The following is a 17,961-nucleotide window of genomic DNA, read 5'->3' as shown; positions in this document are numbered from 1 at the left end:
CCGTACTGCCGGCGGTTACTTGGTGGCTGTGGTACGGGACAACACTCCGGGCAAAAAAGGGCGTGTAGCCCGATAGCAGGCGGTCCGGTGGACGTGCCAACGTGGACGCCGGGGGCTACTTGAGCCACTTCGTCCGGCGGATGTCGTACGCACCGCAGTCCGGACAGGAGTGGTACTGAACGTCGAACGACGCCCGACACACCAGACAGGTGTACCGGCGTCTCGGTTCCTCCCCAGGGGACGCAGCGTTATCGAACAATCCCATCGACGACCACACACCTCCTTTGCAGGACGAGGATAAAAACAGGGCAGATAGTTCACGGATTACAGGTCGCCGCCGTCCTGCGGTTGCGATTATGGGTACGGGTAGGGGCAGCGAGGAGTTCCCCACCGTGGGAGTGACAATTGGGAGATAGTTATGCGAACCGCCTGCCTATCGGGGCCACGTGGCCGCCAGAGAACTGACCGCGGCATTTACAATCCAGTCATCGAGTAACACGTGATATGGACGAGCCACCTGCTGTCGGTGAGTTGACAACGCCGGACCGAACACTGATGGGTCCCGGCCCGAGCGACGTGCACCCGCGCGTACTCAGGGCGATGAGCACGCCGCTGGTCGGCCACCTCGACCCCTCGTTCGTCGAAATCATGGACGAGGTCCAGGAGTTGCTGCGGTACACGTTCCGAACGGACAACAAGTGGACGATTCCGGTCTCCGGAACCGGCTCCGCGGCGATGGAGGCGGCCATCGGGAACGTCGTCGAGCCGGGCGATACGATGCTCGTTCCGACCAACGGCTACTTCGGCGACCGGATGGCGAGCATGGCCGAGCGGGCGGGCGGCGAGGTCGTCACCGTCGACGCACCGTGGGGTCGGCCGCTGGACCCCGCCGCGGTCGAAGCCGCCTTCGACGAACACAGCCCGGACGTGTTCGGGTTCGTCCACGCCGAGACCAGCACCGGCGTCCTCCAGCCGTCGGTGCCCGAACTGACCGACATCGCCCACGCGAACGACGCGCTGGTCGTCGCCGACACCGTGACCTCGCTGGGCGGCGTCGAACTCCGCGTCGACGAGTGGGACATCGACGTGGCCTACGCCGGCCCCCAGAAGTGCCTCTCCTGTCCGCCGGGCGCGAGCCCGCTGACCCTCAACGACGACGCGATGGACAAGGTCCTCGCGCGCGAGGAGGACCCCCGGTCGTGGTACCTCGACCTCTCCCTGCTGGAGGGGTACTGGGGCGAGGAGCGGGCCTACCACCACACGGCCCCGATTACGAACGTGTACGCGCTCCGTGAGGCGCTCCGACTCGTCGCCGAGGAAGGCATCGAGAACCGCTGGGACCGGCACCTGCGCGTCGCTAGTGCGCTGAAAGCCGGCGTCGAAGGGATGGGACTGGAGATGAACGCCCCCGAGGAGTTCTGGCTCCCGAGCCTGAACACCGTCCGCGTCCCCGACGGCGTCGACGACGACGCGGTCATCCAGCACCTGCTGGACGAGTACGACCTCGAAATCGCCAGCGGCCTGGGCGCGCTGGAGGGCGACGTCTGGCGTATCGGCTGCATGGGCCACTCCGCGCGCCGCAAGAACGTCAGCTACCTGCTCGCGGCGCTTGGCAACGCGCTCGGTGAGCAGGGCGCGGCCGTCGACGCGAACGCCGGGCTGGCGGCGATGAGCGAACGGTTCTGAGAACGTGGTTCGACGGCGACATCGCGGACGCTATCAGCCACAGTTCGACTGAAAACCAAGTCCGCCCTCCCCGATTTGAACGGGGGACAAGTCGATCTACAGTCGACTGCTCTACCAGTCTGAGCTAAGGGCGGTCGACACCCGAAGATACCCCGCCGTCCGGACTTAAGGATTGTTATTCACAGAGGGTTCGCCGGACGGTCACACGACGCGGAGTGGCACACCGGCCGGCCGTCAGACACGTCTGACCCGCCGCTCGTCGGACCGCGAGAGAGGGAAAGACAGTCTACGGGCGGGACCCGACTGAGAAGAGCGGGCCGAGCGTCGGGCCGATAGCTGACGGGCGTCAGACATCGCGGGAAGATTAAAATACCATCATGTACAACACACGTCCGAACTCGATGAGTAAGATAACGTTCCGCGCTGACGACGACCTCATCGACCAACTGGAGGCGTTCGACGCCTCGAAGAGCGAGGTCATGCGCGAGGCGCTCCGGGAGTATCTCGGGGACGCGTCACCGTCAGCCACGGAATCGCCGTCGGCCGCGTCGGTGCCGGACTCCGACGCCGAGACCATCGACGAACTCATCGAAGAGCGTGTCGACAGCATCATCGCCGACCGGCTGGGGGCGCGACGCCCGCGCTCGCAGCCCCAGGACGTCAACGTAAACATCTCGTTAGACGGCAGTCACACAGAGGCCGCGAGCGCCGAAACCGAGCGAGGGCGCGCCGCTGAGCGGAGCGGGAGTGCAGAAAGCGGACAACCCCGCGGCGACAACCAAGCACCCGGGACGGACGGGCGTAAGACAGAGGCCGAGACAGAGGACCGGGCCGACGTGGAACAACGTAAGACGTGCGCGCAATGTGGCGAAAACCTGGGTTCTGACCACGTTTACTGCCCGAACTGCGGTGAGAAGGCGTCCCGCAGAGTGTTCTGCGATTGCGGCGACGAGCTCCGGTCGGACTGGGGTTTCTGTCCGGGCTGTGGGCGGCGGACCCCCGCGGCGGACGTACTCGACCAGACCTGAACCGTCGTTTACGCACCACAGAAGGGCCCAGATACCGTAAACGGGAAAGTGTATGACACTGCCCGTAAGTTTTAATACATCAGGGTCAGTGGGTTATTCTGCGTAAGACGGTCGTCTTACACAGCGGCGAACGCGAGGGGATGACGCTCTCGTATTGCGGTTTCGCTGTGTAAACACTCGTGCGGGTCGTAAACAGACCCCGTCCGGGCCGTCTTACCCAAGGGGAAACTACCAAACATGGAGCGTGTGACACTACGGATTCCGAAGCAGCAGATCGAAGAGGTCGAACAGATGGTCGAGACGGGCGAGTACCCCAATCGGAGTGAAGCGATTCGCTCGGCGGTCCGGGAGATGCTCGCCGAGGAAGGCTCCGAGCAGGCCTCCGAGAAGAAGCGGTCCTGGGCCAAGGTGTAACGATGCAGGATATCGTCAACGAGGCCCTCGAACGCGACGAGCAGGAACAGAAGCGGATGTCCGACGAGGATGTCGACGGGTTCGGCGACCCGCGCATCGTCATCGTCGGCTGTGGCGGGGCCGGCAACAACACGGTCAACCGCCTGTACAACATCGGCGTCGAGGGCGCCGACACCGTGGCCATCAACACGGACAAGCAGCACCTCAAGATGATAGAGGCCGACACGAAGATTCTGGTCGGCAAGTCCCTCACCAACGGCCTCGGGGCCGGCGGTGACCCGTCGATGGGCGAGCGCGCCACGGAGATGGCACAGGGGACCATCAAGGAAGTACTGGGCGACGCCGACCTCGTGTTCGTCACCGCCGGCATGGGTGGCGGCACCGGGACCGGCGCGGCCCCCGTCGTCTCGAAGATTGCCAAGGAACAGGGCGCAATCGTCGTCGGCATGGTGTCGACGCCGTTCAACGTCGAGCGGGCGCGGACGGTCAAGGCCGAGGAAGGCTTAGAGAAGCTCCGCAACGAGGCGGACTCCATCATCGTCCTCGACAACAACCGCCTGCTCGACTACGTCCCGAACCTGCCCATCGGCAAGGCGTTCTCCGTGATGGACCAGATAATCGCCGAGACCGTCAAGGGCATCTCCGAGACCATCACCCAGCCGAGCCTCATCAACCTCGACTACGCCGACATGACGTCCATCATGAACCAGGGCGGCGTCGCGGTGATGCTCGTGGGTGAGACCCAGGACAAGAACAAGACCGAGGAGGTCGTCAAGGACGCGATGAACCACCCGCTGCTGGACGTGGACTACCGCGGCGCGAGCGGCGGTCTGGTCCACATCACCGGCGGCCCGGACCTCACGCTGAAGGAGGCCGAGGGCATCGCCCAGAACATCACCGAGCGCCTGGAGGCCAACGCCAACGTCATCTGGGGCGCGCGCATCCAGGAAGAGTACAAGGGCAAGGTGCGGGTCATGGCCATCATGACCGGCGTCCAGTCGGCCCAGGTGCTCGGCCCGACGACCCAGAAGCAGGCCAACAAGTCCCGCGAGGCGATTCAGGAAGTCGGCGACGACACCTCCTTCGACGCCTCCGACAACGTCGAGAGCTTCGACAGCCCCGCCCCGAACAGCGGGAGTCAGAACAGCGGCGGTCGCAACGCCGGCTACAGCGAGACCGACGGCGGGCAGGACCAGCGCGAGAAGAACAACGGACTCGACGTCATCCGGACGAACAAGTAACCGCGGTTCTCCTTTCCGTTTTCCGGCCCACGTATTGTGCGACGAGCGGCGCGCGGCGTCAGACCGCTTCCAGCGCGTCCAGCAGATTGCACTTCCGACAGAGGTCCCGCGCCGTCGGCGCGCCGCAGTTCTCGCACTCGCCGTAGTCGGTGTCGCCGTTCTCGCCGCCGTAGGTGTCGGCGGCCAGCGCCGCGAGCTTCTCGTAGCCGGCCATAATCGAGTGGCGGGTTCCGGGGTGGTTCTCCTCCAGGCCGAGCATGAGCTCCTGTATCTCGCCGCGGTAGGCCTCGTCTGCGTGGGGGCATTCGGTGATGTGTGCCGGCAGGTCCTCGAAGCGGGCGTACAGCGCGACCTCTTTCTCCGGGATGTCACGGAGCGGCTTCGCCCGGGGGATGTGGTGGTCCTGCGCGTCGCGGGTGCGCTCGGTCGACGCGTCGCCGTCGTCGAACGGGCCCAGCGACGCCTCGAAGTGCTTGGCTATCTGTTCCACGTCGCCCTCGAGGAAGTTCATCAGCGCCGTCTCGGCCTCGTCGTCGAGGTTGTGGCCGGTCAGCAGCTTGTCCGCGTCGAGTTCCTCGGCGTACTTCGAGAGGAGGTCGCGGCGGAACACGCCACAGTAGGCGCAGGCGGCCATCCCCTCCGGGTCGTCCTCGACCACGTCGTCCATCTGGACGCCGAACTCCTCGGCGTAGGAGACGGTCACGTGGCGGATGCCCAGGTCGTCGGTCAGCTCCTCGCAGGCATCCAGGCTCGCGTCGCGGTAGCCCTCGATACCCTCGTGAATCGAGAGCGCGACGAGTTCGATGCGGGGGTCCTCGGCGAAGGTGTCGTGGAGAATCTGCGTGAGGACGACGCTGTCCTTGCCGCCGGAGAGCCCGATGACCCACGTCTCGGGGTCCTCGACCGTGGCGTCGTCTGGCACGAGACCGTCCTCGCGGATGCGACGCCGGACCCGCTTCGTGACCGCTCGGCAGAGGTGTGACTCACAGAGGTGGAGCCCGGAATAGGCCGCGTGTAACACCGCGTTCTCGCCGCATTTGTCGCACTCCATCGTGACGAGGAGTCGTGGCCCCAGTGGTGAGAGGGTTTCGTCTCAGCCCCGCCAGGCCAGCCACGCGCCGTGGGGTTCGTCGTCGACGAGGTGGGCCGTCGCCGGTCCGACATGTCGCCCGGGAGACAGCACAGGCCATCAGTGTTTGCGCCCGGAGAGTCAGCGTTTAGGCCACCGAACCGGTAGAGGGGGCAATGAGTCTGGACCGTCCGGAGGCAGTCGAGCGGGTCGAGGAAATCGTCGCCACGGTCGAGTCGGAGACGATGCCGGTCCCGGTCCGGGAGGTGTGGGTGTACGGCGACGCCGCACTCGGGCTGGACCCGGTCGAACGGCTGGACGTCTACGTCACCAAGGACATCCTGTTCAAGGACGCCCCGGAGCGCGCCGAGGAGTTCCAGCGCAGTCACGGCGTCGACGGCGTCGGCAAGACCGTCCGGGCCGCGTGGGCCGACGAGTATCCCGAGTACATCCGGGCGAACGCCAACGGCCACGCCGCGCCCGAGAAGTGTCTGGCCGCCCACCTCCTGGACGACGACGAGCCGGTCCACCTGGAGGTGTGTAACGCCTCCTTCGAGGACAACGTCACCCAGCGGCTCAAGGGAGCGACGATGCGAGACGACTACGAGCAGATACTGGACCCGCGCGGGGCCTGCCTGTGGCTCGACGGCGAGCGCTCGGCCGAGGCCTTCCGGAAGCTCCGGGACAACGAGTTCGTCTTCCCGACGCTGTCGCAGTCGCTGTCGATGCTCGGGCTGGACGACGACGAGGCGGGCGAGGCCGCCGAGGCGGTCAAGGAGTACCGGAAACGGCAGGAAGGGGCGACGGTCCGCGGCGACGTGGTCTGACCGGAGCTGGCGAGCGCGGGAGAGCCCGGACGTCACTGCAGCCACGGCCCGTCGGCGACGGCGAACTCGTGGCCGCAGTCGGGACACGCCACGCGTCGCGGAGCACCGTCCTCGACGACGGCGAACCGGCGGCTCCAGCCGAGGTGACCGCAGTCGGGACAGCGGCGGACGAGCGGTGGAATCATCGGTGCAGACGGCTCACCGTTCGATAGACGGTCGCCGGACAAGGGCCTACCGGCGCGACCGCTGGGGCCACCGCGACGGCGCACAGCTACAACACGGTTTTGAGCGTACGGAAGGGATACACCCGCACCGCACGGAGCGTGTGGTATGCACCGAACGAGACGCGAGACGCTGGGCCTGGTCGGCGGCCTCGCGGCGACCGCCCTCGGCGGCTGTCTGGCTCCCGGGGAGGGCTCCGGCGGGAGCGGCGGCGGCGAGACGACGCCGACCCAGTCGACGCCTCGGAGCGGGACCGACGAGGGCACGCCGACCGACACCGAGGGCGGACCACCGACCGGGACGCCGAACGGTCTCCCCGAGGGTGTCGAGCGGGTCGACACGCCACCCTACGACGTCGAGGAGCCCGAGTGCACGGGAGACGGACGGGACGAGGACTACGACGCCCTGTACCTCTGTGCGAACATGCCGGCCGAGCCGTCGCTCTCGTTCCAGCAGCGGCCGGCGCGGGGCACGGTGTTTCGCGACGAGGGGCTCCAGTTCTCGCCCGGCGACGACCCGTCCGGCGAGCAACTCTACGCGACGCTGCTGACCGACGCCGAGGACGTCGACCGAATCGGTACCGAGTGGGACGATATCCGCGCGTTCGTATCCGAGACAGACTTCGAGCGCCGCGCCGTCCTCGTCGTCCAGACCGGCTGGGGGTCGGGGTCGATACTGCCCCACCTGAAACGCGTCGCGGCGACCGACGATGGTATCCACGCCTACGGCTGTTACACCCGGCCCTGCGCCTACACCGCGGACTACACCGCCCGCGCGACTGTTGCCCGGTTCGAGCGTCCGGACGCGCTCGACACCGGACTGGTCAGCCTGACGGTCGACCCCGCGACGCGCTACACCGTCGCGACCGACGAGGGCGTCGTGACCATCGACGGGTGACGACTCCCGCTCTATGGGCCCGCGCCGGGTACGTTCGGCCATGGGTTCCCTGTCGTCCCTCGCGCCCGCGAAACAGTTCGAATGGCTGTTCCGGGGCGGAGTCGGCGTGCTCGTGTGCACCAGCATCGGCAGTCTCGGCGCGCCCGGGGTTCCGGGTCCGGAAAAACAGGAGCGACCGGGTCAGGCAACCGCGCCGACGGTGACGAAGAACGGGACCGTCTCGCGGCGCTCGTAGGTCTCCTCTTGCATCTGCTCGACGACGTCCCGCCCCATCGACCGCCAGCGCTCCCGGAGCGCGTCGTACTCGGCTGGCGTCGTCTCGCCGTTGAGAATCGTCTCGCGGTCGTGGGCCAGCCCGGTCCCGGTCGCCTTCCGCCGGGCTGCCGCCATCGCCGCGTCGTCGTAGGGCGGCTCGATGCGCCGTTCCTGGTCGTACTGCGTCGTCGAGACGACCGAGAGGCCGGCGTCGCGGAACACGTCGGCTGCGTCGCTGCCGAGGGTGACGTCGGTCCGCACCCCGTCGAGGAACAATCGGCGGGCGCGGCGGGCCAGCACCGGTTCGGCGTCGACGGTCGACTCGACGGTGACGGCGGCGTTGTTCGGCTCGATGGCGGCCACCCGGTCGGTGGCGACGCGGGCGAACTCCCGGACCGCGAGCACGGGGTCCGGGAGGTTGATGAGCAGCGCCTGACACACCACCAAATCGAAGGTGTCGTCGGCGAACGGGAGCCGGGTCGCGTCCCCGCAGACGGCCGGGTCTCCGGCGGCGGTCAGCAGGTCCGTGTCGGCGTCGAGCCCGACGACGGTCCCGTCGGTCTCCTCGCGGAGGACGCGGGTCAGTTCGCCGGTGCCACACCCCACGTCGAGGACGCGCTCGCACTCGCCCAGCCGCAGGTCCGAGAGGGCCTCGCGGGAGTCGCTCCACATGCCCCGGCGGGTGGTTTCGAGGTAGTCGGCGGAGAACCTGCGCACAGGTCTTGGAAGTCGGGTCGACCCCAAAAGTACCGCGGTCGCTCAGTCTCGGCGGAGGTCCTTGACGCGCTCGATGTTCCAGGCGAAGCTCCGGCCGTCTTCGGTCGGCGTCTCAAGCACCAGCGGCACGTCGCGGATAGCGTCGTGGGTGACGAACGCGCGCATGCCGTCCTCGCCGATGTGGCCCTCGCCGATGTGGGCGTGCTCGTCCTTGTTCGTCCCGCACTCGTGTTTTGAGTCGTTGAGGTGGACGCAGGCGAGGTCCTCGAAGCCGACTACGTCGTCGAACTCGGCGAGCGTCGCCGCGACCGCCTCGGGCGTCGAGAGGTCGTAGCCCGCGGCGAACATGTGGGCCGTGTCGAGGCAGAACTCGATGTCCTGGTCGGTGCGCTCGCGGACGGTCGCCAGATGCTCGAAGTCGCCGCCGAGTTTCGTCCCGCTGCCGGCGTCGGACTCGACCAGCACGGTGACGCCGTCTGGCACGTCGAGGTCGTCCAGCACGCTCGCGGCGTTGTCCAGCCCGCCGTCGACGCCCGCGCCGGTGTGGGCCCCGAGGTGGACGTTGACGTACTCGATGCCCAGTTTCGCGGCGGCGTCGACCTCCTTTTGCATCGAATCGAGGGACTTCTCGCGGAGGTCGTCTTTGGGCGTACAGAGGTTCACCAGGTACGACGAGTGGATGACCCACGGGCCGACCCCGTGTTCGTCGGCGAGGTCGCGGAACTGTTCGGCCTCACCGTCGTCGATGTCCGGGTCCTGCCAGACCTGCGGCGAGTGGGAGAATATCTGCCCGCAGTTGCCGCTGTACTCGACCTGTTCCTCGACGGCGTTGTAGACGCCGCCGGCGATAGAGGTGTGTGCCCCGACTCGTACCATGCACACCGGTCGGTGATACCCGACAAAAGAGGTTCCGGAGTCAGACCCACTCGCGAACGGGCGGGATTATGCGGAGGCTCGATAGCGCGAGGTATGCACCGAACAGGACAAGTACCACACCGATAGCCGCCGAGAGCGGTTTTGCCGACAGTAGTAACGCCGTACCCCAGGAGGCCAGGACGACGCCGATACCGACCAGCATGAGCGTCCCGAGCGCGCCGAGCACCGCGTCTTCGGCCGCGACACGGACAACCGCGTACAGTTCTTCCTCTGAAAGGGCTGTGGCGCTGCCGTCGGTTGCCGGAGGGTCAGTGGAGGTGTCGGAAGGGTCGTCATCAGCGGGAGACGAGACCATGTCATCGCTTGGCCGGGGTGCCACAAAACGGTGACGTGGATCTGTTGTCACGGCTGTTGCCCAGTCCGCCCTCGTCGTCCCGTCACTGCAGACGTGAGGGCCACGGTGAATCGACAGCTCACTTTATCAATAGCTAAGTAGACAGATCGAAGTGATAGCAGCGCACTAGGAATCGACTTATAGTACAGTTCCAAATTTAGTAATAGCCAAATGACCGAGACTCAGCCGACGGTCGAAGAGACGCGCGAGTTCGAGTTCGTCCTGCAGTTCGACGCAGGCACCGACAGCCTGATGGACGTGTTCCGAGAACACGAGAGTCTCTCGGTGTGGTCCTCGGCCATCTTCGTCGGCGACGACCACATGTGGCGACTCGACCACGCGAAAGGGACGCCCGAGGCCCTGCGTGCGTTCGACGACGTCTTTCTGGACGAGGACCGCTGCAACGAGTGTTTCGATGTGGTGAGCTGTGACACGACGCGGACGTACCACGTGCTCGACCGCAGTGAGACGACACGGACGGTGTACACGCTCCGCCGGGAAATCAGCGGCTGTCAGTCGCTGCCGAGTTTCCTCCACCGGCACGTCCGCGAGGGCACCGTCTTCGAATCCCGCCGGACGGGCAACGAGTACCGCTGGCGCGTCCTCTATCCGGGGGCTGCCCCCATCGGCGAGGTTTACGACAAAATCGAGGCGAGCCTGCGCGACGGCGTCACGCTCTCGGTGTCTCACATCACCAGCGCCGGGAACTGGAAGGCGACCGAACGGGTCGCGACGAACTTCTCGCCCCAGCAGTGGCGGGTGCTCGAAGCCGCCGTGACCCACGGCTACTACGAGCGGCCGCGAGCGGTCTCAGTCAAGGACCTCGCGTCGATACTGGACGAGCCGCGCTCGACCGTGCAGTACCAGCTCCGGACCGCCGAGGACCGACTCGTCTCCCAGTTCGTCGAGGAAACCCTCTGAACGCGGGCGACCGCTACTCGGAGTATTCGAGGTCGAACCGGTCGAGCCGCATCACCTTGTGCCACGCGTCGACGAAGTCGTCGACGCGGGACGCCTCCCACCGCTCCGGAGTATCTCATGGCGACCGTCGAATCCACTCGTCGGTGTCGTACTTCTCTTCCGCGTGCTCGCGTGCGCGGGTCAGCTCCTTGTCCGTCCACGAGCCCTCGGTCGCATCGACCCACTCGGCCAGCGTCGACTGGAGCGTCTCGACGACCTCGCCGCGGTCGACGTCGGCGTACTCGTCTATCGCCCCGACGCGCTCCGTGAACCGCGCCGGGTCGGGATCGGCGGTGAAACAGCCGCAGTGTCGCTCCGGCCGCAACGAAACCGACAGGGAGCCGTGCTGGATGACGGCGTCTTTCTGTCGGTACTGGGCGTTCCCGCTGAGCTTCCGGCCGTCCGGGCCGACGATGTCGTGGGCCGGGTGGAGTTGCCGCAGGTAACAGGCCGGCTGGTGGACCGCCGCTCGCTCGTCGTCGGCGAAGGCGGCGTCGACGCCCAGGCGCTCGAACGCCGCGAGCACCGGCTCGCAGAACCGCTCGTAACACGCCATCAGGTCGCCCGGCACGGCGTCGGCCGGCGCGACGATGCCGTAGGAGACGTCCGCCACGCCGTCGTGGTATATCGCCCCGCCGCCGGTGGGCCGTCGCGTGACGCCGATGCCCTCGCGCTCGCAGTAGTCCCAGTCGACGGTGTCGGGGTCCTGCCCGTAGCCCAGCGACAGCGTGTCGGGCCAGGTGTACACTCGCACCGTCGCCGGCCCGCCCGCGGCGACGGTCTCGGCGGCGGCCGCTTCCAGCCCCATCGTCATCGGGCCGGGCCGCGTTTCCTCGCCGACGACGCGCCACTCCAGGTCGGCCAGTGACATAGCCGGTCTTGGTGGCGCGGTGCGATATGCGTTGTGGGCCTGCGATTTGCCCGCGGCGTTGGCACGGCGTGGCCCTGGGCTACCCGGACCCGTTCCGCTGGTCGAGCAGGTCAGCCATCACATGGGCCTCGGCTTTCCGGAGGTGCTGGGCGGCGGTCCCAGGCGCACAGCCGAGTTCGTCGGCCACGTCGTCGACGCCGCCCTCGCGGGGGTCGGCGTAGTACCCGCAGTCGACGGCGGCGGCGACGGCCTCGAACTGCCGGTCGGTCAGCGCCGCGCCGGTGTCGAGCCGTCGGCTGTCGTACTCCCCGACCTCCCGCACGTCGACGGAGACGCCGTCCGGCACCGTCTCGACGGCCTGCTGGACCGTCCCGCCCGGACCGACCAGCGTGAGCGCGACCGTGCCGTCGGCCCGGTAGGCCACCGGCGAGACGATGACGAGGCCGGCCCGCGTGAGCGCCTCGACGAGGTCGTGGCCGGTCGCCGAGGGCGAGTCCTGCACGTAGAGGTAGAACGTCTCGTCGGGACAGGGCGAGATAGCGTACTCCCGGACGGTGTCGGCCCGCTCCAGCGCCGCCCGGTATGGCTCCGGCGGGAACCCGTCGACGTGAAACAGCAGCGTCTGGAGGTCGGTCCCCACGTCGTTGCCCCGGAGGAGGTAGCTGGCCTCGTAGCCGTCGTGCTCGACGACGAACTGGTGCATCGGATGCCGGACCTCGGGGGCCATCCACAGCGAGAGCGAGACGTACTTCATACCGGGCGTTTCCGCTGTCGAACTTAAAACAACCTCGGCAGTGAGGGGACAGGCCGAGGGACGCGGCCGGCGAAGCCCGACCACTGAGATGCCCCGGACAGTCCACCGCACCGACGACACCCACCCGCTCGTCGAGCCGATTGCCGACCGCGTCCTCGACACCGAGCACCACGAGAACGCCCCGGCCGTCGTCGTCCGCGCCGACGAGGTGCAGGCAGTCCTCTCGACGCTGCGAACCGAGGCCGACCTGGACCACTGTGCCTGCGTCACGGCCCAGGAGTACGCCGACCGGTTCGAGACGATATACCACCTGCGGAAGTACGACGACCCGACACAGGAACTGTCGGTCGTCGTGCCGACGCCACAGGCGTCCCCGGTCAGCGAGTCGGCCGCCCCCGTCTACCCGACGGCGGCGTGGCACGAGCGGGAGGCCTACGACCTGGTCGGCATCGACTACGACGACCACCCCGACTGCCGCCGCATCCTCCTGCCCGAGACCTGGCAGGGCCACCCGCTACGCCGGGACTACGACCAGGACCGGCCACAGATAGTCTCCTTCCGGGAGCACGAGCGCCTGCTCGAAGACCGCCGCGAGGGGCCGGAGACGATGCATCTCAACATGGGCCCACACCACCCCTCGACCCACGGGGTGTTGCACCTGAACGCCCAACTCGACGGGGAACAGGTGGCGGCTGTCGACCCCGACATCGGCTACATCCACCGCTGTGAGGAGCAGATGTGCCAACAGGGCACCTACCGCCACCAGATAATGCCGTACCCCGACCGCTGGGACTGGGGCGGAGCCGGCCTGCTGAACGAGTGGGCCTACGCCCGCGCGGCCGAGGACCTCGCCGACATCGAGGTCCCCGAGTACGCGCAGGTCATCCGGACGATGGGCGGGGAGCTATCGCGGATTCTCTCGCACATGCTCGCGGTGGCCACGTACGCGCTGGACGTGGTCGGCGAGTTCACCGCGGTCTTCCAGTGGGGGGTCCGGGACCGCGAACTCGTCCAGGACATCCTCGAAGACCTCACCGGCCAGCGGCTGATGTTCAACTACCTCCGGCTGGGCGGGGTCGCCTGGGACCTGCCCGACCCCCGCGAGGCGTTCTTCGAGAAGATACGAGCGTTCCTCGACGACCTGCCCCACAAGCTCGGGGAGTACCACGACATGCTCACCGGCAACGAGATTCTCCAGCTCCGGACGATTGACACGGGCCACCTCCCGGCCGAGACCGCGAAAGCCTACGGCTGTACCGGCCCGGTCGCGCGTGCCTCCGGCGTCGACTACGACCTCCGCCGGGACGACCCGTACGGCTACTACGACGAACTCGACTGGTCGGTCGTCACCGAGCAGGACGGCGACAACTTCAGCCGCGTGCTCGTGCGCCTGCGCGAAGTGGAGGAGTCCGCGAAGATAATCCGCCAATGTGTCGACCTGTTGGAGGACTGGCCCGAGGGCGACCGCGAGATACAGGCGAACGTCCCCCGCACGCTCCGGCCCGACCCCGACGCCGAAATCTACCGCGCCGTCGAGGCCGCCAAGGGCGAACTCGGCATCTACATCCGCTCCGACGGGACAGAGTCCCCCGCCCGGTTCAAAATCCGGGGCCCCTCCTTCTCGCATCTCCAGGCGCTGTCCGAGATGGCCCGCGGCGAGTACGTCCCCGATCTCGTGGCGACGATAGGCAGCCTGGACACCATCATGGGCGAGGTCGACCGGTAGCGGCCCGTGAGTTTTGTACGCCGGGCACGTATGTCGGGTGATGACCGAACAAGCGACGTTCGCGGGCGGGTGTTTCTGGTGTACGGAATCGGTGTTCAAACAGGTCGACGGCGTGACTGACGTGGTGTCGGGGTACGCCGGCGGCCACGTCGCCGACCCGAGCTACGAGGCGGTCTGTCGCGAGGAGACCGGCCACGCCGAGTGCGTGCAGGTCACCTACGATCCCAGCGTCGTGAGCTACGAGGACCTGCTGGCGGTGCATTTCACGACGCACAACCCCACGACGAAGGACCGACAGGGCAACGACGTGGGTACCCAGTACCGCTCGGCCGTGTTCTACCACGACGAGGCCCAGCGCGAGGCAGTCGAGGCGTTCGTCGAGGAGATACAGCCCGGCTACGACAGCGACATCGTCACCGAGGTCGAGCCGCTCGAAACCTTCTACCCCGCCGAGGAGTACCACCAGGACTACTTCGAGAAGAACCCGAACCAGAGCTACTGCCAGCTGACCATCCCGCCGAAACTGGAGAAGCTTCGGCAGAAACACGCGGAGTTGCTGGCATGAGCTTCGAGTACACGACCGACGTCGAGGTCCGATACACGGACATCGACACCTACGGCCACGTCAACAACGCGACGTACGGAACCTACCTCGAGGAGGCCCGCATCGACTATCTGCACGACGTCGTCAGCGCCGACGAGGCCCTGCTCTCGGGCGGGGAGTCGGGGACCGGCATCGTCATCGCCAACCTCGAAGTCGACTTCGTCCGACCGGTCCACATCAGCGACGCCGTCACCGTCGCCGTCCGGGTGCCCCGTCTGGGCGAGAAGAGTTTCCCCTTCGAGTACGAGGTCCGGACCGGCGACGGCGTGGCCGCGACCGGCGAGACGACGGTGCTCACGTACGACCGCGACGCGGAGACCTCACGCTCGATTCCCGAGGACTGGCGGGACGCGATTACGCAGTTCGAGGGGCTGTAATCGCCCCACAGGCGAGGAACCGCCGCCCGTCTTCCGTCGGCGGAAACCGGCCCCACCGGTGGTTTTATTTTTTGTCGAAAAGTCGTATCGAAAACATATGCAATACAGTACCGCCCTCGGACGGCGTGCCCTCCTCGCTCTGGCCGGCGTGGCGCTCCTCGTGGTCGTCGGCCTCGTCCTGTCGCAGTTCCTCCCGACGCTCGTGTTTACCGTCTTCCTGTACTACGCCAGCCGCCCCATCTATCGGCGGCTCGGGCGGCTCCCGCTGCCCGAGTCGTTCCTGAAACGGGCCGTCCCCTATCAGAAGCAGATACACGCGGCCGCCACCATCTTCTTCTTTCTCCTGCCGTTCGTGACGCTGGTCGGCTACACGCTCGTCCTCGTCATCCCGGAGTTGCAGGCGTTCTTCGGCGAAGGCGGTCTGGGCGCGGCGTACCTCTCCCAGTTTCAGGAACTCCAGGGCGGGTCGCTGCCGGGACCGCTCGCCGACCTCGGCTTCAGCGAGTTGCTGACGATGGGCCCGTCCGAGGTGTTCGACCTGCTTCGGAACGCGACCGTCCAGTCGTGGCTGGGGCGCGTTTCCGACACCCTCGTCGGCTCGGTGAGTCTGCTCACGTCGCTGTTGCTCCGCGTGTTCATCATGCTCGCGGGGACGTACTACCTGCTCACCGACGGCCCGCGGCTCGTCGGCTGGTTCCTCGACACCTTCGACGGGTCGGGCGTCCTCCGGGAGTACGCGGCGGCGGTCGACGAGGAGCTCTCCTCGATTCTCTTCGGGAACATCCTGAACGCGCTGGTGACGGGCGTCATCGGGATTTTCGTGTTCACGCTGTACAACCTGGTCGCGCCCGGTGCGGTGCGGATTCCGTTCGCGCCGCTGGTCGGCGCGCTGACCGGCATCGGGAGCCTCATCCCCGTGGTCGGGATGAAAATCGTCTACCTGCCCGTCGCCGTGTTGCTCGGGGTCTCCGCGGTCGTCTCCGGAGAGGCGACGGCCCTGGCCTGGGTCGCTCTCTTCCTCGTGGTCACGCTGGTCGTCGTCGACACCATCCCGGACTTCCTGATTCGGCCGTACGTCAGCGGCGACCTGACCCACGTCGGCCTGCTGATGTTCGCGTACATCCTCGGTCCCATCGCGTTCGGCTTCTACGGCATCTTCCTGGGCCCGATTCTGCTGGTCCTCGTCGCCCAGTTCTTCCGCATCATCGTCCCCTACGTCATCACCGGCTCGGTCGAAACGACGCAAACGTCGCTCGCGGACTACGACACGGAGTCGTAGCTACCCCCTGGCCAGTCTGGCTCTGGCGGCACCGAGGTCGAGACAGCGGCTGTTCGTCGTCGAGTCGACCCGGTCGAGCCACCGCAGTTCCATCACCGAGAGCCGGTAGTGACACGCTGACGGTTCGAGCTGTTGCCAGTAGATGTACCGGACGTCGGGTGCCGACTCGCTCCCCTCGTAGGCGTCCGGGAGGTCGGTGGTCTCGAGGTCCGACATCGGCACCGGTCCCGGGGTATCGACGGGCGTGAAGACGATGCCGACGCTGCCGAGGACGGCGACGTTCACGACCAGGACCAGCCCGAGCGCCACGGCGAGAGACTGCTTCTGATGGTGGTCACGAAGCGTCGTCGCGACTATCCCGACGCCGATTGCGACGAACGCAAGCCCCGGAATGAGGTCGGTGTAGCCGCCGGTCTCGAAGTCGACGAAGAATATCAGGAACGCGAACCACGCCGCGCCGACCGGAATCCACCAGTCGGTACGCCCGACGACGCCGTCCTCGCCCGTGAGACAGCCTCGGGCGGTGCGTGCGAGACCGAGGCCACCGAGCGCCACGACCGGCGACGCCCACTTGAAGTGGATGACGCCAGCGACGAGTCGGGTGAGCAGCGACGTCTGTTCCTCCGTCTGTAGCGGCACGAGCAACACCTGCACGACCATCTCGGAGGCCGAGTGCCAGAGGAGAAACACCGGCGCGAGCATGACGACGGTGAACCCGAGGCCCCCGGCGACGACGCGTTCGAGCGCCTCCACGTCCCGCTGCTGGATGGCCAGTCCGAGCACGACGAGCGGGAAGATGGCCCCAGCCTGCCAGTACCCGACGCTGGCCGCCGCGGCCACGCCGCTCAGCGCCGGGTACCCGCGCGTGTACAGGTATATCGCCAGGAGCCCACAGAGCACGAGGAGGTACTTCGCTTTGAAGCCATACGCCGGTCGGACGGCGAACCCCGGCAACAGGAACATCGAGAGGCCGGCCAGCGGCGCAGCGATGTCGTCGCCGGTGATGTCGTAGACGAGTATCACGACGAGCCCGACGATTGCACACACTGCCACGCTCATCAGCACCACGCTGAGGAGGTGGAGGTGGTACATATCACCGCCGGACAGCAGCGCCAGAACGCCGGTCGTTTCGTAGGACAGCGGGAGCTTCGGCTCCCAGGCGTCGACGTACAGCCGACCACCTCGTGTCAGATACCAGCCGAGATGCTGGAAGATGCCAGCGTCGGGGGCCATTGGAGGACGAGCGGAACCGAGTGTGATTGTCAGTATGAAATACAGCTCAGCACCGACGGCGAACAACACCGGGAACGCGAGCCGCCGGTCGCGAGGATGGAAGGCGAGGGACCGAAGCAGGTCCCTGAGCCGGCCTTTGTTTCGTCTGCTCACGCGACACGTTTGTGCTTAGATGAGTAAAAGTAGAAAGTAATTTAGGGAACGTACGGTCGACAAACGCAATCGCCGTTCGCATTACATATACAGCCACCGCGGTTAGGTGCGTATTTTCGAACCGATGCCCAACTTACTGCTTCTTTCAGATATATCGAAAATGAAGGGAGTTTTCGACCGTCTAACGCCCGTTTTCGTGAACCATCAGCCGAGTTTTGAGTGACAGACACGGCAGTACAGTAGCAGTAACAGACAAATAGTACCAGACGGGGACAGGTGAGTCTGTGGACTAAAGGGTTCCTTATCTGGCGACCAACCACCGGACTGCGGTTTCGGTCGAACGACCGACCCCGTAGTTCCAGTGCCGAGATGCAGTGG

Annotated in this window: 20 protein-coding genes and 1 tRNA gene; 11 read left to right on the top strand and 10 right to left on the bottom strand. The window is 66.7% G+C overall.

Translation table 11 applies throughout. The features are described 5' to 3' along the window. Positions 1–115 precede the first annotated feature (115 nt). On the bottom strand, positions 116–265 hold the full coding sequence (locus tag VI123_RS04255) for a hypothetical protein (protein WP_336336809.1): 150 nt from the start codon (positions 263–265) through the stop codon (positions 116–118). Between the two features lie 239 nt (positions 266–504). Between VI123_RS04255 and VI123_RS04250 the strand changes: the two genes are divergently transcribed. Beyond that, positions 505–1,686 carry a pyridoxal-phosphate-dependent aminotransferase family protein gene (locus VI123_RS04250; RefSeq protein WP_336336808.1) on the top strand — a complete coding sequence of 394 codons (1,182 nt, stop codon included), beginning with the start codon at positions 505–507 and terminating at the stop codon, positions 1,684–1,686. A gap of 60 nt (positions 1,687–1,746) precedes the next feature. Here the strand turns inward: VI123_RS04250 and VI123_RS04245 are convergent. Then, positions 1,747–1,820: transfer RNA gene (locus tag VI123_RS04245), tRNA-Tyr, on the bottom strand. A 267-nt stretch (positions 1,821–2,087) separates the two neighbouring features. On the opposite strand from VI123_RS04245, the gene VI123_RS04240 reads away from it, so the two are divergent. From VI123_RS04240 to ftsZ, 3 genes are all read left to right on the top strand, one after another. Next, on the top strand, positions 2,088–2,714 hold the full coding sequence (locus VI123_RS04240; protein WP_336336807.1) for a CopG family transcriptional regulator: 627 nt from the start codon (positions 2,088–2,090) through the stop codon (positions 2,712–2,714). A gap of 237 nt (positions 2,715–2,951) precedes the next feature. Next, entirely contained in the window at positions 2,952–3,128 is a 177-nt protein-coding gene (locus tag VI123_RS04235; protein ID WP_004515010.1) for a ribbon-helix-helix domain-containing protein, read from the top strand. A gap of 2 nt (positions 3,129–3,130) precedes the next feature. Beyond that, positions 3,131–4,369: a cell division protein FtsZ gene (gene ftsZ / locus VI123_RS04230; RefSeq protein ID WP_336336806.1), complete on the top strand. Its 1,239-nt coding sequence runs from the start codon at positions 3,131–3,133 to the stop codon at positions 4,367–4,369. A gap of 58 nt (positions 4,370–4,427) precedes the next feature. Here the strand turns inward: ftsZ and ncsA are convergent, their stop codons facing one another. Continuing rightward, positions 4,428–5,420, bottom strand: coding sequence for a tRNA 2-thiolation protein NcsA (gene ncsA / locus VI123_RS04225; protein ID WP_336336805.1), 993 nt, complete (start codon positions 5,418–5,420; stop codon positions 4,428–4,430). A gap of 194 nt (positions 5,421–5,614) precedes the next feature. Here ncsA and VI123_RS04220 point away from each other — a divergent pair, with 194 nt between their 5' ends. Beyond that, positions 5,615–6,265 carry a DUF7095 family protein gene (locus tag VI123_RS04220; RefSeq protein ID WP_336336804.1) on the top strand — a complete coding sequence of 217 codons (651 nt, stop codon included), beginning with the start codon at positions 5,615–5,617 and terminating at the stop codon, positions 6,263–6,265. Between the two features lie 32 nt (positions 6,266–6,297). Here VI123_RS04220 and VI123_RS04215 read toward each other — a convergent pair whose 3' ends face one another. Then, positions 6,298–6,450, bottom strand: a complete 153-nt coding sequence (locus VI123_RS04215; protein ID WP_336336803.1) for a hypothetical protein — start codon at positions 6,448–6,450, stop codon at positions 6,298–6,300. Positions 6,451–6,595: 145 nt separating this feature from the next. Here VI123_RS04215 and VI123_RS04210 point away from each other — a divergent pair, with 145 nt between their 5' ends. Then, complete coding sequence (locus tag VI123_RS04210; protein WP_336336802.1) at positions 6,596–7,384, top strand: hypothetical protein; 789 nt, start codon at positions 6,596–6,598, stop codon at positions 7,382–7,384. Positions 7,385–7,564: 180 nt separating this feature from the next. Here VI123_RS04210 and VI123_RS04205 read toward each other — a convergent pair whose 3' ends face one another. The 3 genes from VI123_RS04205 to VI123_RS04195 form a co-directional block, all read right to left on the bottom strand. Continuing rightward, a complete protein-coding gene (locus tag VI123_RS04205; protein WP_336337374.1) occupies positions 7,565–8,311 on the bottom strand; it encodes a class I SAM-dependent methyltransferase in 747 nt (248 codons plus the stop codon). Between the two features lie 87 nt (positions 8,312–8,398). Continuing rightward, positions 8,399–9,232, bottom strand: a complete 834-nt coding sequence (locus VI123_RS04200; RefSeq protein WP_336336801.1) for a deoxyribonuclease IV — start codon at positions 9,230–9,232, stop codon at positions 8,399–8,401. 40 nt (positions 9,233–9,272) lie between these two features. Next, positions 9,273–9,587 (bottom strand): hypothetical protein, encoded by a 315-nt coding sequence (locus VI123_RS04195; RefSeq protein ID WP_336336800.1) that lies wholly within the window; start codon positions 9,585–9,587, stop codon positions 9,273–9,275. 210 nt (positions 9,588–9,797) lie between these two features. Here VI123_RS04195 and VI123_RS04190 point away from each other — a divergent pair, with 210 nt between their 5' ends. Next, entirely contained in the window at positions 9,798–10,547 is a 750-nt protein-coding gene (locus VI123_RS04190; protein ID WP_336336799.1) for a helix-turn-helix domain-containing protein, read from the top strand. A 115-nt stretch (positions 10,548–10,662) separates the two neighbouring features. Here VI123_RS04190 and VI123_RS04185 read toward each other — a convergent pair whose 3' ends face one another. Beyond that, the gene (locus VI123_RS04185) at positions 10,663–11,457 is read right to left on the bottom strand and encodes a lipoate--protein ligase family protein (protein WP_336336798.1); all 795 of its coding nucleotides are present in this window, start codon (positions 11,455–11,457) and stop codon (positions 10,663–10,665) included. A 79-nt stretch (positions 11,458–11,536) separates the two neighbouring features. Next, positions 11,537–12,211, bottom strand: a complete 675-nt coding sequence (locus VI123_RS04180) for a helix-turn-helix domain-containing protein (protein ID WP_336336797.1) — start codon at positions 12,209–12,211, stop codon at positions 11,537–11,539. 88 nt (positions 12,212–12,299) lie between these two features. Here VI123_RS04180 and VI123_RS04175 point away from each other — a divergent pair, with 88 nt between their 5' ends. The 4 genes from VI123_RS04175 (at position 12,300) to VI123_RS04160 (ending at position 16,197) form a co-directional block, all read left to right on the top strand. After that, positions 12,300–13,937 (top strand): NADH-quinone oxidoreductase subunit D, encoded by a 1,638-nt coding sequence (locus tag VI123_RS04175; RefSeq protein WP_336336796.1) that lies wholly within the window; start codon positions 12,300–12,302, stop codon positions 13,935–13,937. A 40-nt stretch (positions 13,938–13,977) separates the two neighbouring features. Then, the gene (gene msrA, locus VI123_RS04170) at positions 13,978–14,502 is read left to right on the top strand and encodes a peptide-methionine (S)-S-oxide reductase MsrA (RefSeq protein ID WP_336336795.1); all 525 of its coding nucleotides are present in this window, start codon (positions 13,978–13,980) and stop codon (positions 14,500–14,502) included. Continuing rightward, positions 14,499–14,918 carry an acyl-CoA thioesterase gene (locus VI123_RS04165; RefSeq protein WP_336336794.1) on the top strand — a complete coding sequence of 140 codons (420 nt, stop codon included), beginning with the start codon at positions 14,499–14,501 and terminating at the stop codon, positions 14,916–14,918. Before msrA ends, VI123_RS04165 begins: the two co-directional genes overlap by 4 nt. Positions 14,919–15,015: 97 nt before the next feature. After that, the gene (locus VI123_RS04160; RefSeq protein WP_336336793.1) at positions 15,016–16,197 is read left to right on the top strand and encodes an AI-2E family transporter; all 1,182 of its coding nucleotides are present in this window, start codon (positions 15,016–15,018) and stop codon (positions 16,195–16,197) included. Here the strand turns inward: VI123_RS04160 and VI123_RS04155 are convergent, their stop codons facing one another. Continuing rightward, entirely contained in the window at positions 16,198–17,430 is a 1,233-nt protein-coding gene (locus tag VI123_RS04155) for a DolP-mannose mannosyltransferase (RefSeq protein WP_336336792.1), read from the bottom strand. Between the last annotated feature and the right edge of the window lie 531 nt (positions 17,431–17,961).

Source organism: Haloarcula sp. DT43 (genome assembly GCF_037078405.1).
Taxonomy (GTDB): Archaea; Halobacteriota; Halobacteria; order Halobacteriales; family Haloarculaceae; genus Haloarcula; species Haloarcula brevis.
The sequence above is the reverse complement of the archived record's forward strand: the minus strand, read 5'-3'. Positions and strand labels throughout refer to the sequence as shown.

Bases quoted from the DNA above. Each gene is read 5' to 3' on its own strand.
- VI123_RS04255 (WP_336336809.1), bottom strand. From the start codon at position 265: ATGGGATTGTTCGATAACGCTGCGTCCCCTGGGGAGGAACCGAGACGC.
- VI123_RS04250 (WP_336336808.1), top strand. From the start codon at position 505: ATGGACGAGCCACCTGCTGTCGGTGAGTTGACAACGCCGGACCGAACA.
- VI123_RS04240 (WP_336336807.1), top strand. From the start codon at position 2,088: ATGAGTAAGATAACGTTCCGCGCTGACGACGACCTCATCGACCAACTG.
- VI123_RS04235 (WP_004515010.1), top strand. From the start codon at position 2,952: ATGGAGCGTGTGACACTACGGATTCCGAAGCAGCAGATCGAAGAGGTC.
- ftsZ (WP_336336806.1), top strand. From the start codon at position 3,131: ATGCAGGATATCGTCAACGAGGCCCTCGAACGCGACGAGCAGGAACAG.
- ncsA (WP_336336805.1), bottom strand. From the start codon at position 5,420: ATGGAGTGCGACAAATGCGGCGAGAACGCGGTGTTACACGCGGCCTAT.
- VI123_RS04220 (WP_336336804.1), top strand. From the start codon at position 5,615: ATGAGTCTGGACCGTCCGGAGGCAGTCGAGCGGGTCGAGGAAATCGTC.
- VI123_RS04215 (WP_336336803.1), bottom strand. From the start codon at position 6,450: ATGATTCCACCGCTCGTCCGCCGCTGTCCCGACTGCGGTCACCTCGGC.
- VI123_RS04210 (WP_336336802.1), top strand. From the start codon at position 6,596: ATGCACCGAACGAGACGCGAGACGCTGGGCCTGGTCGGCGGCCTCGCG.
- VI123_RS04205 (WP_336337374.1), bottom strand. From the start codon at position 8,311: ATGTGGAGCGACTCCCGCGAGGCCCTCTCGGACCTGCGGCTGGGCGAG.
- VI123_RS04200 (WP_336336801.1), bottom strand. From the start codon at position 9,232: ATGGTACGAGTCGGGGCACACACCTCTATCGCCGGCGGCGTCTACAAC.
- VI123_RS04195 (WP_336336800.1), bottom strand. From the start codon at position 9,587: ATGGTCTCGTCTCCCGCTGATGACGACCCTTCCGACACCTCCACTGAC.
- VI123_RS04190 (WP_336336799.1), top strand. From the start codon at position 9,798: ATGACCGAGACTCAGCCGACGGTCGAAGAGACGCGCGAGTTCGAGTTC.
- VI123_RS04185 (WP_336336798.1), bottom strand. From the start codon at position 11,457: ATGTCACTGGCCGACCTGGAGTGGCGCGTCGTCGGCGAGGAAACGCGG.
- VI123_RS04180 (WP_336336797.1), bottom strand. From the start codon at position 12,211: ATGAAGTACGTCTCGCTCTCGCTGTGGATGGCCCCCGAGGTCCGGCAT.
- VI123_RS04175 (WP_336336796.1), top strand. From the start codon at position 12,300: ATGCCCCGGACAGTCCACCGCACCGACGACACCCACCCGCTCGTCGAG.
- msrA (WP_336336795.1), top strand. From the start codon at position 13,978: ATGACCGAACAAGCGACGTTCGCGGGCGGGTGTTTCTGGTGTACGGAA.
- VI123_RS04165 (WP_336336794.1), top strand. From the start codon at position 14,499: ATGAGCTTCGAGTACACGACCGACGTCGAGGTCCGATACACGGACATC.
- VI123_RS04160 (WP_336336793.1), top strand. From the start codon at position 15,016: ATGCAATACAGTACCGCCCTCGGACGGCGTGCCCTCCTCGCTCTGGCC.
- VI123_RS04155 (WP_336336792.1), bottom strand. From the start codon at position 17,430: ATGGCCCCCGACGCTGGCATCTTCCAGCATCTCGGCTGGTATCTGACA.